This window comes from Pseudomonas sp. LG1D9 (assembly GCF_002949995.1).
Taxonomy (GTDB): domain Bacteria; phylum Pseudomonadota; class Gammaproteobacteria; order Pseudomonadales; family Pseudomonadaceae; genus Aquipseudomonas; species Aquipseudomonas proteolytica.
In genome coordinates this window covers 3,486,834-3,502,113 of sequence record NZ_CP026881.1, presented here as the reverse complement: position 1 = coordinate 3,502,113, position 15,280 = coordinate 3,486,834, and the positions used below count along the sequence as shown (strand labels likewise).

Sequence of the window (15,280 nt, the reverse complement as noted above, 5' to 3'; positions counted from 1 at the left end):
ATCTTGTAATTATTAGGTGGCTAGACAGACTCAGCGATCATCCTCATGGATCGACGACGGATGCCGGCACAGGGCATTCACTTCGATGGCCATGTACGGATAGAGCGGCAGTTGCATCAGCAGGTCATGCAGTTCCTGCACGCTGTCGACATCGAACACGCTGTAGTTGGCGTACAACCCGGCGATACGCCACAGGTGGCGCCACTTGCCCTGCGCTTGCAGGCGTTGGGCCAGGGCTTTTTCGTCGGCCTTGAGGGCCGCCGCGCGCTCGGGGTTCATGTCGACGGGCAGGTTTACGGTCATTTTTACGTGAAACAACATCCCAGGCGTCCTCTTAATGTTTGTCGCGACGGAAGAACGCCAGGCGTTCCTCATCGATGGCCAGGCCCAGGCCCGGGGCGGTCGAGACATGCAGGTGGAAATCGCGATACACCAGCGGCTCGCTGAGGATGTCCTCGGTGAGCAGCAGCGGCCCGAACAGCTCAGTGTCCCAGGCCAGTTTGTTCAGGGTGAGAAACGCATGGGCCGAGGCCAGGGTGCCGATCCCGCCTTCGAGCATGGTGCCGCCATACAGGCCGATCCCCGCCGCCTCGGCAATCGCCGCCGTGCGCAACACTGCGCGCGGGCCACCGTTTTTCGCGATCTTCAGCGCGAACACCGAGGCCGCACCTTCGCGGGCCAGGTTGAAGGCATCTTCGACACATTCGATGGATTCGTCCGCCATGATCGGCGCCGGGCTCGACAGGTTGAGCCGGGCCATGCCGCCACGGTTGTTGCGCGAGATCGGCTGCTCGATCAGGTCGATACCGTTGTCGCCCAGCACCTTGCAAGCGCGCAGGGCCACGGCTTCGTCCCAGGCCTGGTTGACGTCGACCCGCACGCTGGCGCGCTCGCCCAGAGCCTTTTTGATCGCGATCACGTGGGCCAGGTCCTGGCTGACTTCACCGGCGCCGATCTTCAACTTGAAGATGCGGTGGCGGCGCAGGTCGAGCATCTTCTCGGCCTCTTCGATGTCTTTGGCGGTGTTGCCGCTGGCCAGGGTCCACGCCACCGGCAAGGCATCGCGCACGCGGCCGCCGAGCAGTTCGCTGACGGGCAAACCCAGGCGCTTGCCGAGGGCATCGAGCAAGGCGCTTTCAATACCGGACTTGGCAAAGGTGTTGCCACGGATGCTGCGCTCCAGGCGCAACATCGCCGCGTTGATATTGCTGGCGTCCTGGCCGATCAAGAGCGGCGCGAAGTGGTGGTCGATATTGGTCTTGATGCTGTCGGGGCTTTCGTTGCCGTAGCTCAGGCCACCGATGGTGGTGGACTCGCCAATGCCTTCGATGCCGTCGGCGCAACGCACACGAATGATCACCAGGGTCTGGTTTTGCATGGTGTGCATCGCCAGCTTGTGCGGGCGAATGGTGGGGAGATCGACGATGATGGTTTCGATCGACTCGATGGCGCAAATCGGCATGGCAATACCCGTTGGGTTCTTTATAGGTCTGGCCTGATTCTGTCGCCCATTGTTGTTGGCTTCCAATATAGAATTGGTCTCGAACAATACCCTCAAGGTATGAGAGGAACCCGTATGGAACTGCGCCACTTGCGTTACTTCCAGGTGCTGGGGGAAACCCTGAATTTCACCCGCGCCGCCGAACGCCTGCACATCGCCCAGCCGCCGTTGAGCCGGCAGATCCAGCAATTGGAGGATGAGTTGGGCGTGGTCCTGCTGGAGCGTGGCCGGCCACTGCGGCTGACCGAAGCCGGGCGCTACTTCTATGACCACGCCAATGTGCTGTTGGAACAACTGGCCAAGACCTGCGATAACACGCGGCGCATTGGCCTGGGGCAGAAGACCTGGCTGGGCATCGGTTTTGCCCCCTCGACCCTGTATGGCGTGCTGCCAGAGCTGATTCGCCGCCTGCGCAGCCATGACGCGCTGGAGCTGGAGTTGGGGCTGGCGGAGATGACGACCCTGCAACAGGTCGAAGCGCTCAAGGCCGGACGCATCGATGTGGGCTTCGGGCGGATTCGCATTGATGACCCAGCCATCGTCCAGCGCGTGCTGGTGGAGGATCGGCTGGTGGCAGTGTTGCCCGCCGGGCACCCGCTGCTGGGCGCGCCGGTAACGCTCGCGCAACTGGCCGCCGAGCCACTGGTGCTCTACCCCGGCAACCCGCGCCCCAGCTATGCCGACCATGTGATCGCACTGTTCGACACCCATGGTTTGGCGATCAAGGTGGCGCAATGGACCAATGAATTGCAGACCGCCATCGGCCTGGTCGGCGCGGGCATGGGCGTGACGCTGGTGCCGGCCTCGGTGCAGATGCTGCATCGGGCGGATATCGGCTATACGCCGATTGTCGAGGCCACCGCGACGTCGCCGATCATTCTCAGCCGGCGGATTAATGATCAATCGCCGGGGTTGGGTCATTGCCTGCAATTGGTTGAAGAGCTGATCTGAAATCGCCCAAACACCACTGATCCAATGTAGGAGCTGGCTTGCCTGCGATAGCGGTGGGTCAGCCACTGCATGTACTAGCTGACCCACCGCTATCGCAGGCAAGCCAGCTCCCACATTTTGATTTGCGGTGTGTTCAGGCACCGCGCATGCGTCGGGCATCGTTGCGCTGCAAGGTCTGGCTGGGGGACTCGTCGAACAGTTTGCGGTACTCCGCCGAAAACCTTCCCAGGTGGGTAAAGCCCCAGCCCAGGGCAATCTCGGAAATGGTGCGGGTGGCCCCGTGTTCGAGAATTTCCTGGCGCACCGCGCTCAGGCGGTACTTTTTCAAATACGCCATGGGCGACAGGGCAAAGTATTTGCGAAAGGCATCAAACAGCTTGAACCGCGATACGCCGGTGGCCGCCTCCAGGTCTTCCAGGTGCAGCGCTTCGCGGGCGTTGGCGTGAATGTACTGGCGGGCACGGAGCAGATAGTGGGGTAACTTGACCCCCAGCACATCGCGCAGCTCTTCGGAGTAGTTGTTCGGCTGGGCCAGGATCAGGCCCTTGATCAGCGAGCTTTCCAGGTCACGGGTGAAGGCGGCCTGGTCATACAGTTCGCTGCTGTGCTCCAGCTCCGCGATGAAGTGCCGCGCCATGCGCCACCACGCTGCGGGTGCGCCCTGCACCGCGTCCATCACCGACTCAAAGCGCAGCGGCGCATCGATCGGGCGCTGCAACAGGCCCTCCAGGGTTTCGCTCATTGCCGCGCGGGTAATCACCACTTGCAGCTTGCGGCAATCGCCGGAGATCGCCAGCACCTGGTGTTCATTGGGCGAAATGATCACACCCTGGTCGCGGTTGGAGATCAGGCGCTGGCCACCCTTGCTCAGCTCCTGCTCGCCCACCAGCGGCAGGCTCAGGCTGTAGCTGCTGAAGTGTTCGGCGTCTTCGATATCGATGGTCACGTCGGTGCCGTACTCAATTACCCCCAGCGTAGTGGCGCGGGACTTGAACACATTGGCACTGTGGTGGAATCGCAGGCGTTCCGGGGTGGTGGTTTCCAGCCGATGGGGCCCGCAGATGCCCGACATCCAACTGCGGGCGCCTTCAAGGTCGAAACGTTCAATACGGATATCGCGTGTATGGCTACTCATCAGGTTGCACTCACGGCGGTTGTGGCCAGCGCGCTCTGACGGCGCGTCCGGTGGATCAAGGCAAGTTCTGCGCCACGCAGGCGGTTTACCCACTCAATGGATAACGACCGCCGACTAAGTGGATAAGAAGCCCGCTTTTGCGACCATTGCCTGGCAAGACAGTAGCCCATTGCCGCATACCCTTGCACTGAAGTGGGTATTTGCGCCCCAACTATGCGGCCCATCTTCCCCCACTAAGCGGATAGCTGGCCGCCCCCCTGCCCGCCTCTAATGAACCACCGATTAGCTACCCAATAAAAGGTGCCTCCCATGAGTGGTGCAAGAAGCGTCGAGCAGTGGAAAACATTTATCGAAAGCTGCCTGGACTTTCGTCCGGCCGAGGGCGTGTTCCGCATCGCCCGGGACATGTTTACCGAGCCCGAGCTGTTCGACCTGGAGATGGAACTGATCTTCGAAAAGAACTGGATCTACGCCTGCCACGAAAGCGAACTGGCCAACAACCATGACTTCGTGACCATGCGCGCCGGGCGCCAGCCGATGATCATCACCCGCGACGGTGAAGGCCAGCTCAATGCGCTGATCAACGCCTGCCAGCATCGCGGCACCACCCTGACCCGCGTCGGCAAGGGCAACCAGTCCACCTTCACCTGCCCGTTCCACGCCTGGTGCTACAAGAGCGATGGCCGCCTGGTGAAGGTCAAGGCACCGGGGGAATACCCGGAAGGTTTCGACAAGGCCACCCGCGGCCTGAAGAAGGCGCGCATCGAAAGCTACAAGGGCTTTGTGTTTATCAGCCTCGACGTGCAGGGCACCGACAGCCTGCAAGACTTCCTCGGCGACGCCAAAGTGTTCTTCGACATGATGGTCGCGCAGTCCGCCACCGGTGAGCTGGAAGTGCTGCCGGGCAAGTCGGCCTATACCTACGACGGCAACTGGAAGCTGCAAAACGAAAACGGCCTGGACGGCTACCACGTCAGCACCGTGCACTATAACTACGTGGCCACGGTGCAGCATCGCCAGCAGGTGAATACCGAGAATGGCACCGGTTCGGGCACCACACTGGACTACAGCAAGCTCGGCGCTGGCGATGCCAACACCGATGACGGCTGGTTTGCCTTCAACAACGGCCACAGCGTGTTGTTCAGCGACATGCCCAACCCCAGTGTACGCTCCGGCTACGCCACCATCATGCCGCGCCTGGTGGCAGAACACGGCCAGCAGAAGGCCGAGTGGATGATGCACCGCCTGCGCAACCTGAACGTCTACCCGAGCCTGTTCTTCCTCGACCAGATCAGCTCGCAACTGCGCATCATCCGCCCGGTGGCGTGGAACAAGACCGAGATCATCAGCCAGTGCCTGGGGGTCAAACACGAGTCCGACGCCGACCGCGAAAACCGGATCCGCCAGTTTGAAGACTTCTTCAACGTGTCCGGCATGGGCACCCCGGATGACCTGGTGGAATTTCGCGAAGCCCAACGTGGTTTCCAGGGCCGCCTGGAACGCTGGAGCGATATCTCCCGGGGCAGCCACCGCTGGGCAACCGGGCCGACGCCCAACAGCGAGGCCATCGGCATTACACCGGCGATGACCGGCACCGAATTCACCCACGAAGGGCTGTACGTCAACCAGCACCGCAACTGGCAGACATTCCTGCTGGACGGTCTCGACGCGCAAGCCCTGAAACTGCACGAGGTGAAATGATGAACGCGCAATTGCAGTACCAGATCGAGCAGTTTTTCTACCGCAAATCCGAGCTGTGCGACGCCCAGGACTGGGATGCCTATGTGCAGTTGTTTGACCCGCAGAGTGAGTTCCATTTGCCGCAGTGGGATTCGGAACACGTCTATACCCGCGACCCCAAGCGCGAGATGTCGCTGATCTACTACGCCAACCGTTCGGGCCTGGAAGACCGGGTGTTCCGCCTGCGCACTGGCAAGGCTGCGTCCGCCACACCGATGCCGCGCACCTTGCACCTGATCAACAACGTGCGGGTTACCGAACTGGCAGACGGCTGCCTGGAAGTGCGCTTGAACTGGCACACGCTGTTTTATCGGTTGGCGATGTCGGAGCAGTTCTATGGCCACGCCACCTATAGCCTCAAGCCCCATGGCGACAGCTGGCTGATCACGCGCAAGCATGCGCTGCTGCTCAACGACACCATCAACTCGGTGCTGGATTTCTACCACCTCTAACAGCCCCCTGTGGCAAGGGGGCTTGTCCCCCGCTGGGCTGCGCAGCGGCCCCAAAACCAGGCGCCGCGTTTGGCCCGCTGGAATGGGGTTAACCAATTGGGGCTGCTGCGCAGCCCAACGGGGGACAAGCCCCCTCGCCACAGGGGCAAATCTATCTACGCGGAGAACGGTGGATGAATCACAAAGTGGCCTTCAGTTTTGCCGACGGCAAGACCTTGTTCTTCCCGGTGGGCGTCAACGAGATCCTGCTGGACGCGGCGCTGCGCAACGGGATCAAGATCCCCCTTGATTGCCGCGAAGGTGTCTGCGGCACTTGCCAGGGGCGTTGCGAGTCCGGCGACTACAGCCAGGATTATGTGGACGACGAAGCGCTTTCCAGCCTCGACCTGCAACAGCGCAAAATGCTCAGTTGCCAGACCCGGGTGCAATCCGACGCGGCGTTTTACTTCGATTTCGATTCAAGCCTGTGCAATGCGCCGGGGCCGGTGCAGGTCCGCGCCACGGTGTGCGAGGTACAACAGGTGTCGGCCAGCACGGCGATCTTGTCGGTGCAGCTTGAGCAGGGCCTGGATTTCTTGCCGGGCCAGTACGCCCGGCTGTCGATTCCCGGTACCGATAGCCAGCGCTCGTACTCCTTCGCCAACCGTCCGGGCGACCGTTTGCAGTTTCTGATCCGCCTGCTGCCGGACGGGGTGATGAGCAATTACATCCGCGAACGCTGCCAGGTCGGCGATGAACTGCAACTGGAGGCACCTCTGGGCGCGTTTTATCTGCGCCACGTCACCCAGCCACTGGTGCTGGTGGCCGGCGGTACCGGATTGTCGGCGCTGCTGGGGATGCTGGACGAACTGGCCGAGCGCGGCTGCGAGCAACCGGTGCATTTGTATTACGGCGTGCGTGGTGCTGAAGACTTGTGCGAAGCGCAGCGCATCCAGGCCTATGCCGAATCAATCCCGGGATTTCGCTACACCGAAGTGCTCAGCGACCCATCGCCGCAGTGGTTGGGCAAGCGCGGGTATTTGACCGAGCATTTCGACCTGGCCGAATTGCGGGATAGATCGGCCGATATGTACGTATGTGGCCCCCCTCCGATGGTCGAATCCATCAAGAACTGGCTGCAAGAACAGGCACTTGATGGCGTTCAGCTGTATTACGAAAAGTTTACCGAGAGTAATATCTGACCCCTCAGCAGTGAGGGGCGGGTCTGGCGTGTAGGATCAACCCTGAAAAAAACAAGTAGAAGGGAATGTTAATGGCGGATGACATGGTTAACCCGGTGGGCCTCAAGCGTGGCCTGAAAAACCGGCATATTCAGCTGATTGCCCTGGGTGGGGCGATTGGTACGGGCTTGTTCCTCGGTTCGGCCGGGGTGCTGAAGTCGGCGGGGCCGTCGATGATCCTGGGCTATGCGATAGCCGGGTTCATCGCGTTCCTGATCATGCGCCAGCTGGGCGAGATGATCGTCGAGGAACCGGTCGCCGGCTCCTTCAGCCACTTCGCCCACAAATACTGGGGCGGCTACGCAGGCTTCCTCGCCGGCTGGAACTACTGGGTGCTGTATGTGCTGGTGGGCATGGCCGAATTGACGGCGGTGGGCAAGTACATCCAGTTCTGGTGGCCGGAAATACCGACCTGGGTCAGTGCCGTGGTGTTCTTCATTGCGGTGAACCTGATCAACACCCTGAACGTGAAGTTCTTCGGTGAGACCGAGTTCTGGTTCGCTATCATCAAGGTGGTGGCGATCATCGGCATGATCGTGCTCGGCTGCTACCTGCTGTTCAGTGGCACCGGCGGCCCGCAGGCGTCGATCAGCAACCTGTGGGACCACGGCGGTTTCTTCCCCAATGGCGGCATGGGCCTGCTGATGGCCATGGCCTTCATCATGTTCTCGTTCGGTGGCCTGGAGCTGGTGGGTATTACCGCAGCCGAAGCCAGCGAGCCACGCAAAGTGATCCCCAAGGCGATCAACCAGGTGGTGTACCGGATCCTGATTTTCTACGTCGGCGCACTCACCGTGCTGCTGTCGCTGTACCCATGGGATCAACTGCTGCAAACCCTCGGCGCCTCGGGCGATGCCTACAGCGCCAGCCCGTTCGTGCAGATCTTCTCGCTGATCGGTAACGACACCGCTGCGCACATCCTCAACTTCGTGGTGCTGACTGCGGCGCTGTCGGTGTACAACAGCGGCGTGTACTGCAACAGCCGCATGCTGTTCGGCCTGGCCGAGCAAGGCGACGCGCCCAAGGCGCTGATGAAGCTCAACAAGCAAGGCGTGCCACTGCGTGCCCTGGGCATTTCGGCCCTGGTGACGCTGCTGTGCGTGGTGATCAACTACGTGGCGCCCAAGGATGCCCTGGTGCTGTTGTTTGCGCTGGTGGTTGCCTCGCTGATGATCAACTGGGCGCTGATCAGCATGACCCACATCAAGTTCCGCAAGGCTATGGGCGAACAAGGCGTGGTGCCGACGTTCAAGACCTTCTGGTTCCCGTTCAGCAACTACCTGTGCCTGGCGTTCATGCTGGTGATCGTGGGCGTGATGCTGGCGATTCCGGACATGCGCCCGTCGGTGTATGCGATGCCGGTGTGGGTAGGGGTTCTCTTCCTGGCGTACTGGTTGCGCTCCAAGAAGACCAAGGCCGTGGCTGTCGCGCAGTAACCTGTGTAGGGGCCCGCTCATCTGGGAGCGGGCTTGTGTGGGAGCGGGCTTGCTCGCGAAAGCAGTGGGTCAGTCAACATCAATGTTTGCTGAGCCGACGTCTTCGCGAGCAAGCCCGCTCCCACATTTGATCTTCGCTGCTTTGAGCATTGCGTTCGTTTAAGGCAAGCCCGGCTCCCACATGAACAGGGCCACAACAGGAATGCATACCAACAAAAAGCCCCGGCACTCGATGAGTGCCGGGGCTTTTTGTTGGGTTTCAATCAGAGCGTTGAACGCACTCGCCACAGCTCGGGGAACAGCACGGTGTCGAGCATCTTGCGCAGGTAACCCACGCCCTCGGTGCCGCCGGTGCCCGGCTGGAAGCCGATGATCCGCTCCACCGTGGTCACATGGCGGAAGCGCCATTGGCGGAACGAGTCTTCCAGGTCGATAAACTTCTCGGCCAACTGGTACAGGTCCCAGTACCGGTTCGGATCACGGTACACCTCGCGCCACGCCGCTTCCACGGATTCGTCATGCACCGTGGGCGCCGTCGGATCGCGTTGCGCGCGCTGCGGATCAATCGCCAGGCCCGCCTTGATCATCAGGTTGATCGCCTCGTCATACAGCGACGGCGTGGCAATCGCCACTTGCAGCTCCTTGAGCAACTCCGGACGGTGGGCATGGGGCCGCAACAGCGCCGCGCTTTTATTGCCGAGGATGAACTCGATTTCCCGATACTGGAACGACTGGAAACCCGACGACTGCCCCAGGTACGGCCGGATCGACTTGTATTCCGACGGCGTCATGGTCGCCAGTACCGCCCAGGCGTGCACCAGTTGGTCAAAGATCCGCGAGACCCGCGCCAGCATCTTGAACGCCGGCGCCAGCTCACCCAGGCGCACGTGCTCACGGGCGGCCTTGAGTTCGTGGAGCATCAGCTTCATCCACAGCTCGGAAGTCTGGTGCTGGATGATAAACAGCATTTCGTTATGGTCCGGCGACAACGGGTGTTGGGCCGTGAGCACCTTGCCCAGGTCCAGGTAGTCGCCGTAGCTCATGGACTCGGAAAAATTCAGCTCAGCGTTATGCCATTCTTCCGGCGGCTGGTAATCAGGGGAGAAAGGACACTGGCTCATCGCGTGGGCTCCTTGAGCGGGCGCAGGATTGCTCGTACCGGGCTGGCATCGAGGTTGGCAAAACGTAGCGGCAGGGCGATCAACTCATAATCGCCTTGCGGTACATCGTCGAGCACGATGCCTTCGAGAATCGCCATGCCATGGCGGGCGACGGCGTTGTGGGCATCCATGGTCTTGGACTGTTGCGGGTCCAGGGACGGGGTATCGATGCCGATCAGGCGCACACCCAGGCTGGCCAGCAGCTCGACGGTTTCCTTGGCGACGGCGGTGAAGTTCGAATCCCAATTGCTCAGGGGCGCCTTGTGATAAGTACGCAGCAGGACCCGTTCCGGCAGGTTATCCAGGTGGCCCTGCAACTGCTCCGGCTGTACCAGCACGCCGCTGTCCAGGCAGTACAGCACCCGACACGGGCCCATATACACGTCCAGCGAGACTTCGCCGATAGGCGCACCGTCGGCGCTGTAGTGCAACGGCGCATCGACATGGGCACCGGTGTGGGGCGACAGGGTGATACGCCCGACGTTGACCGGGCATTCGGGGCCGAACTGCCAGACGCGTTCTTCCTGGAACGGCGTATCGCCCGGCCACGTCGGGGTGGCGGTGCTCAAGGGTGGGCTGATATCCCACCACGTTTTTATTGGATTCATACGAGGCTCTCGGTTGTTTCTAAAGTGAATGATACGAGGGCCAGCGGTAAATATTCTTGCGATTTCCAGCGCCAGGCAGGATTTCTTTCGCACTTACTGCGAAGAAACGTCTGATTAGTGAATGGATCCTTCAGCCCCACAGATAAAAATGTGGGAGCGGGCTTGCCCGCGATGGCGGTGTGTCAGTTGAGGCATTTTTCACTGATCCGGCGCCATCGCGGGCAAGCCCGCTCCCACAGGGGGGCTGTGCAGGTTTGCAGATCGTATGCCAATGCGCTTCTGGGCATCCCGATGTCGAGTTCAGACCACAGGCATTCGCCCCGGCGCTATAGGGTTCACCTTTGTCTTTCCTGCCTTGGAGCCATCATGTCCCAGCCCATCACCGTATTGCGCGACACCCACCCCCTGCCGGTCCTGGATGCCTGCAAATGGGAGAAGCTCGAGGGCGACCCGCACACCGTCAACCTCAACGCCTACACCAGCGAAGACGGCAGCAAGATCATGGGCACCTGGATCTGCACCCCTGGCAAATGGCGGGTGGAATATGTGAAGTGGGAATACTGCCATTTCCAGGAAGGCTACTGCGTGATCACCCCGGACGGCCTGGAGCCGATCCATTTGCGCGCTGGGGATATCTTTGTGGTGGAGCCCGGGATGAAGGGCACGTGGGAAGTGGTCGAGACGGTGCGTAAGTACTTTGTGTTTGCCTGATACAGACTCTGTGGCGAGGGGGCTTGTCCCCCGCTGGGTGGCGAAGCCGCCCCAAAACCTACCGCCTCGCAGGCCTACTGGGGTGGCTTCGCCACCCAACGGGGGACAAGCCCCCTCGCCACAACAAGCCTCATCACAACAAGCCGCCTCTTGATCGCGAGCCCTCTGACCTATTGAGGCTTGCGATAGCTGTTGATGATCGCCGAGAAGTCCTTGCCCCCTTCCCCACGCTGGCTCATCGATTGATACAACTGCTGCGCCACCGCCCCCAGGATCACCGGCTGGTGCGCCTGGCGCGCGGCTTCGGTCGCCAGGCCCAGGTCCTTGAGCATCAGGTCGGCGCCAAACCCACCGGTATAGCCTCGGGATGACGGCGCAGTTTCAATCACACCCGGCCAAGGGTTGTAGGTGTCGGAACTCCAGCAACGCCCGGTGGAGCTGTTGATGATGCCGGCCAGCACTTGCGTGTCGATACCCAGGGCATCGCCCAGGGCCATGGCCTCGCTGACGCCCACCATACTGATCCCCAGCAGCAGGTTGTTGCAGATCTTGGCGATTTGCCCGGTGCCCACATCACCGCAATGCACGATGTTGCGGCCCATCTGCGCCAGCACCGGCTGCAGGGTGGCGAACAGTTCCGGGTTGGCGCCGACCATAAAGGTCAACGTCCCGGCCTGGGCGCCACCGGTGCCACCGGAAACCGGGGCATCGGCCATCGCCACGCCGTGTTTGGCTGCAGCCGCCGCTACGTCGCGCGCGGTCTGTGGGTCGATGGTGCTGCAATCCACCGCAGGCACGCCTTTGCCGATGCCGGCCAGCACGCCGTCTTCATTGAGCCACACGCTACGCACATGGGCGGCGGCGGGCAGCATGGTCAATACCAGCTCCGCACCCTGGGCCGCATCACGCGGCGAAGCGCTGATGGTGCCGCCCAATGCGGCCAGTTCGTTGAGCACCGTCTGGTTCAGGTCGAACAGGTTCAGCGCATGGCCAGCCTTGATCAGGTTGCGGGCCATGGGCGCGCCCATGTTGCCCAGGCCGATAAATGCAATCTTCATGGTCGTCTCCTTGATCAACGCAGGTTGATGGTGGTGTTGACGCCATCATTGACGCTGTCGTCGTCGAACCAGCGGCTGGTGACGGTTTTGGTCTGGGTGTAGAACTGCACCACTTGCTTGCCGTACGGGCCCAGGTCGCCGAGTTTCGAACCACGGGAACCGGTGAAGCTGAAGATCGGGACTGGCACGGGGATCGGGATGTTGATGCCCACCTGGCCGACGTCGATTTCGCTCTGGAACTTGCGCGCCGCCGCACCGCTTTGGGTGAACAGGCCGGTGCCGTTGCCGAACGGGTTGGCGTTGACCAGGGCGATCGCCTCATCGAGGGTATCGACTTCCAGCACCACCAGCACCGGGCCGAAGATTTCCTGGGTGTAGATCTGCATGTCAGTGGTCACGCCCGAGAACAGGGTCGGGCCGACGAAGTTGCCTTGCTCGAAGCCCGGCACCTGGATGCCACGGCCGTCCAGTTCCAGCTTGGCGCCTTCTTTCACGCCGCTCTCGATCAGGTCGAGGATACGTGCCTTGGCACGCTTGGAAATCACCGGGCCCACGTCTGTTCCGGCTTCGCTGCCGGCGTTGACTTTAAGCTTCTGCGCCAGGGCCTTGAGGTCCGGCAGCCATTGCTTGGCCGCGCCAACCAAGACCACCACCGAGGTGGCCATGCAGCGCTGGCCGGCGGCACCGAAACCGGCGCCGACCAGGGCATTGAGGGTTTGTTCGCGGTTGGCATCCGGCAGCACTACCGCATGGTTTTTCGCGCCCATCATCGATTGCACGCGCTTGCCGTGCTTGCCCGCCAGGTCGTAGACGTGGGTGCCGACGGCGGTCGAGCCAACGAAGGACACGGCCTTGATATCTTTGTGGGTGCAAAGTGCATCCACCACATCCTTGCCACCGTGGACCACGTTCAGCACGCCCGCTGGCACGCCAGCCTCCAGCGCCAGTTCCACCAGCATCAGGGTCGACAATGGATCCTGTTCCGAAGGCTTGAGCACGAAGGTGTTACCGCAGGCGATGGCCATCGGGAACATCCACAGCGGGATCATTGCCGGGAAGTTGAACGGGGTGATGCCGGCGCACACGCCGATCGGTTGGCGCAGGGTGTAGGTGTCGACACCGCCGGCCACGTTCTCGGCAAATTCGCCCATTTGCAGGGTGCCGATGGAACAGGCGTGCTCGACCACTTCCAGGCCACGGAAAATATCGCCTTCCGCGTCGGCAATGGTCTTGCCCTGCTCGGCACTGAGTACTGCGGCAATGCGCTTGGAGTGCTCGCGGATCAGCGCTTGCAGCTTGAGCATGATGCGCATGCGCGCGCCGATCGGCGTCAGTTTCCAGGTCTGGAAGGCGCGCTGGGCAGCGTCGATGGCCGCGTTGACTTCATCGGCTGTGGCAAAGGGCACACGGGCCAGGACTTGTTGGGTCGCCGGGTTGACGATGTCTTGCCACTCGGTGGTCTTGGACTCGACCCATTCACCGTTGATCAACAGTTTGGCCTGTTTCACGGTGGTATCGGCAGACGTAAGCGATGCGTTCATTGTGGTCTCCAGATCTTGTAGTTATGCAGAGAGCCAAGGCGTGAAGCGCCTTGAGGATGAGGCGTTCGGACGATTTTTGGAGTATAGATGTGCAAACTTCCAATAAGAACCCACATAAAAGCCGGTCCAACATGCAAAAAAACATCACGTCTTTAGGGTCGTTGAACTGGGATGACCTGAAGTTTTTCCTCGAAGTGGCGCGCACCCGCAAGGCCAGCGTCGCCGCCAAGCGCCTGGCGGTGGACTACACCACGGTGTCGCGGCGCATCAGTTCGTTGGAAGGTTCGTTGGGCACCCTGTTGTTCGAAAAATCCCGGACCAGCGGCTTCGTCCTGACCAACGAAGGCCAGCGCTTGCTGGGTTATGCCGAGTCCATCGAAAGCACCCTGCACATGGCCTGCGAACAAGTGTCCGGCTCCGGCGTGGCGCTGTCGGGGCATGTGCGCATGGGCTGCACCGAGGGTTTCGGTAGCTTTTTCGTCACCCCGCAACTGAGCCACTTCGTCGACACCTACCCGGCGATCTCAGTGGATATCCTGCCCCTGCCCCACTTCATCAGCCTGTCCAAGCGTGAGGCCGATATCGTCATCGCCCTGGAACGCCCGGAGCACGGGCCCTACGTGTGCTGCAAACTGTGCGACTACAAACTGCAGTTGTACGCGACCCAGGACTACCTCGACCAACACCCACCCATCCGCCGCCCGGCCGACCTGGCCGAGCATCCGTTTATCAGCTATGTGGATGACCTGGCGTTCAGCTCGGAGCTGCTGTACCTGGCCAATGTCGTACCGGGCGCCAGCGCCAGTCTGCGCAGCACCAGCGTGATTGCGCAGTACGTGGCGGCGCAGCAGGGGCGTTCACTGGCGATCCTGCCGTGCTTCCTGGCCGCACAAGACTCGCGGTTGCTGCCGGTGCTGGGGGAGGAGATCACTATTACGCGGCAGTTCTGGATGTATTGCCGGGAGGATTTGCGCAAGTTGAAGCGGATTACATTGTTGTGGGATTACATCCGTGAGGTGACGGAGCAGAACCAGGGGCTTTTGATGGGCGAGACGCGGGAGATGGTGTTTGCCGACTGAGCCGCCATCGCGGGCAAGCCCGCTCCCACAGGTGAGTGGCGGTGGGCGCAGAATTTTGGGGCGACACGAACAACTGTAGGAGCTGGCTTGCCAGCGATGGCGGTGGGTCAATCGATACATACTCGGCTGAACCACCGCCTTCGCGGGCAAGCCCGCTCCCACAATTTGGTTGCACAGTTAGGCCGACCTGTCGGCTCAGTCGGCGATCACCACGATCGATACCCGGCGGTTTTCGGTACGGCCCGCAGAGGTGCTGTTGGAGGCCACCGGTTCGCTGCTGCCCAGGCCACGCAGTTGCACATTTTCTTCCTTCATACCCACGTCCACCAGGACCTTGCCCACGCTTTTCGCCCGGCGCAAGGACAGTTGCTGGTTGTACGCTTCCTTGCCCGAGGCGTCGGTATGGCCGTCTACGCGCACGCGTTCGATGCCCACGCCGGTGAGGGCCTTGCCGATGCGCTCGACGATTTCAGTGCTGGGCTTGTTGAGTTTTTCGACGTCGCTGCCAAACAGCACTTTGCCCGACAGGCCAAACGCCCAGCCTTCGTCGGTCAGTTCGAAGCCTTGTTGTTTGAGTACCGCCACTTGTGCCGGTGTCAGGCCCTTGGGCGGAGCGGTCTGGCAGCCGCTCAGTGCCAGCAGCGCGATAAACAAGGTGATAAAGAGAACACGTGTGTTAGCAAACAAG

The 15,280-nt window shown here is 61.4% G+C and carries 15 protein-coding genes; 7 read left to right on the top strand and 8 right to left on the bottom strand.

The genetic code is table 11. The features are described from left to right. Positions 1 to 30: 30 nt before the first annotated feature. Positions 31 to 321 (bottom strand): muconolactone Delta-isomerase, encoded by a 291-nt coding sequence (gene catC / locus C5F71_RS16420; RefSeq protein WP_029299901.1) that lies wholly within the window; start codon positions 319 to 321, stop codon positions 31 to 33. Between the two features lie 13 nt (positions 322 to 334). After that, positions 335 to 1,462, bottom strand: coding sequence for a muconate cycloisomerase family protein (locus C5F71_RS16415; RefSeq protein ID WP_029299902.1), 1,128 nt, complete (start codon positions 1,460 to 1,462; stop codon positions 335 to 337). Between the two features lie 114 nt (positions 1,463 to 1,576). On the opposite strand from C5F71_RS16415, the gene C5F71_RS16410 reads away from it, so the two are divergent. Then, positions 1,577 to 2,452: a LysR family transcriptional regulator gene (locus C5F71_RS16410; protein ID WP_104911529.1), complete on the top strand. Its 876-nt coding sequence runs from the start codon at positions 1,577 to 1,579 to the stop codon at positions 2,450 to 2,452. Positions 2,453 to 2,585: 133 nt separating this feature from the next. Here C5F71_RS16410 and C5F71_RS16405 read toward each other — a convergent pair whose 3' ends face one another. Beyond that, the gene (locus tag C5F71_RS16405; RefSeq protein ID WP_092233255.1) at positions 2,586 to 3,587 is read right to left on the bottom strand and encodes a helix-turn-helix domain-containing protein; all 1,002 of its coding nucleotides are present in this window, start codon (positions 3,585 to 3,587) and stop codon (positions 2,586 to 2,588) included. 309 nt (positions 3,588 to 3,896) lie between these two features. On the opposite strand from C5F71_RS16405, the gene antA reads away from it, so the two are divergent. The 4 genes from antA (at position 3,897) to C5F71_RS16385 (ending at position 8,435) form a co-directional block, all read left to right on the top strand. Further along, a complete protein-coding gene (antA, locus tag C5F71_RS16400; RefSeq protein WP_104911528.1) occupies positions 3,897 to 5,288 on the top strand; it encodes an anthranilate 1,2-dioxygenase large subunit in 1,392 nt (463 codons plus the stop codon). Further along, positions 5,288 to 5,779: an anthranilate 1,2-dioxygenase small subunit gene (gene antB, locus C5F71_RS16395; RefSeq protein WP_029299908.1), complete on the top strand. Its 492-nt coding sequence runs from the start codon at positions 5,288 to 5,290 to the stop codon at positions 5,777 to 5,779. The genes antA and antB overlap by 1 nt, the downstream gene beginning before the upstream one ends. Positions 5,780 to 5,952: 173 nt before the next feature. After that, positions 5,953 to 6,960 (top strand): anthranilate 1,2-dioxygenase electron transfer component AntC, encoded by a 1,008-nt coding sequence (gene antC, locus C5F71_RS16390; RefSeq protein WP_104911527.1) that lies wholly within the window; start codon positions 5,953 to 5,955, stop codon positions 6,958 to 6,960. A gap of 71 nt (positions 6,961 to 7,031) precedes the next feature. Beyond that, positions 7,032 to 8,435: an amino acid permease gene (locus C5F71_RS16385; protein ID WP_104911526.1), complete on the top strand. Its 1,404-nt coding sequence runs from the start codon at positions 7,032 to 7,034 to the stop codon at positions 8,433 to 8,435. A 263-nt stretch (positions 8,436 to 8,698) separates the two neighbouring features. Here C5F71_RS16385 and kynA read toward each other — a convergent pair whose 3' ends face one another. Beyond that, the gene (gene kynA / locus C5F71_RS16380; protein ID WP_029299913.1) at positions 8,699 to 9,556 is read right to left on the bottom strand and encodes a tryptophan 2,3-dioxygenase; all 858 of its coding nucleotides are present in this window, start codon (positions 9,554 to 9,556) and stop codon (positions 8,699 to 8,701) included. Further along, on the bottom strand, positions 9,553 to 10,203 hold the full coding sequence (gene kynB / locus C5F71_RS16375) for an arylformamidase (protein WP_104911525.1): 651 nt from the start codon (positions 10,201 to 10,203) through the stop codon (positions 9,553 to 9,555). Before kynB ends, kynA begins: the two co-directional genes overlap by 4 nt. Positions 10,204 to 10,569: 366 nt before the next feature. Here kynB and C5F71_RS16370 point away from each other — a divergent pair, with 366 nt between their 5' ends. Further along, the gene (locus C5F71_RS16370; protein WP_029299917.1) at positions 10,570 to 10,914 is read left to right on the top strand and encodes a cupin domain-containing protein; all 345 of its coding nucleotides are present in this window, start codon (positions 10,570 to 10,572) and stop codon (positions 10,912 to 10,914) included. 170 nt (positions 10,915 to 11,084) lie between these two features. On the opposite strand, the gene mmsB is transcribed toward C5F71_RS16370, so the two are convergent. Together mmsB and C5F71_RS16360 are read right to left on the bottom strand one after the other, a co-directional pair. Then, on the bottom strand, positions 11,085 to 11,972 hold the full coding sequence (gene mmsB, locus C5F71_RS16365; RefSeq protein ID WP_029299919.1) for a 3-hydroxyisobutyrate dehydrogenase: 888 nt from the start codon (positions 11,970 to 11,972) through the stop codon (positions 11,085 to 11,087). 14 nt (positions 11,973 to 11,986) lie between these two features. Continuing rightward, entirely contained in the window at positions 11,987 to 13,513 is a 1,527-nt protein-coding gene (locus C5F71_RS16360; protein ID WP_029299921.1) for a CoA-acylating methylmalonate-semialdehyde dehydrogenase, read from the bottom strand. A 131-nt stretch (positions 13,514 to 13,644) separates the two neighbouring features. Between C5F71_RS16360 and C5F71_RS16355 the strand changes: the two genes are divergently transcribed. Next, entirely contained in the window at positions 13,645 to 14,592 is a 948-nt protein-coding gene (locus C5F71_RS16355) for a LysR family transcriptional regulator (RefSeq protein WP_070994421.1), read from the top strand. 195 nt (positions 14,593 to 14,787) lie between these two features. Here C5F71_RS16355 and C5F71_RS16350 read toward each other — a convergent pair whose 3' ends face one another. Further along, entirely contained in the window at positions 14,788 to 15,279 is a 492-nt protein-coding gene (locus C5F71_RS16350) for an OmpA family protein (protein ID WP_029299925.1), read from the bottom strand. Between the last annotated feature and the right edge of the window lies 1 nt (position 15,280).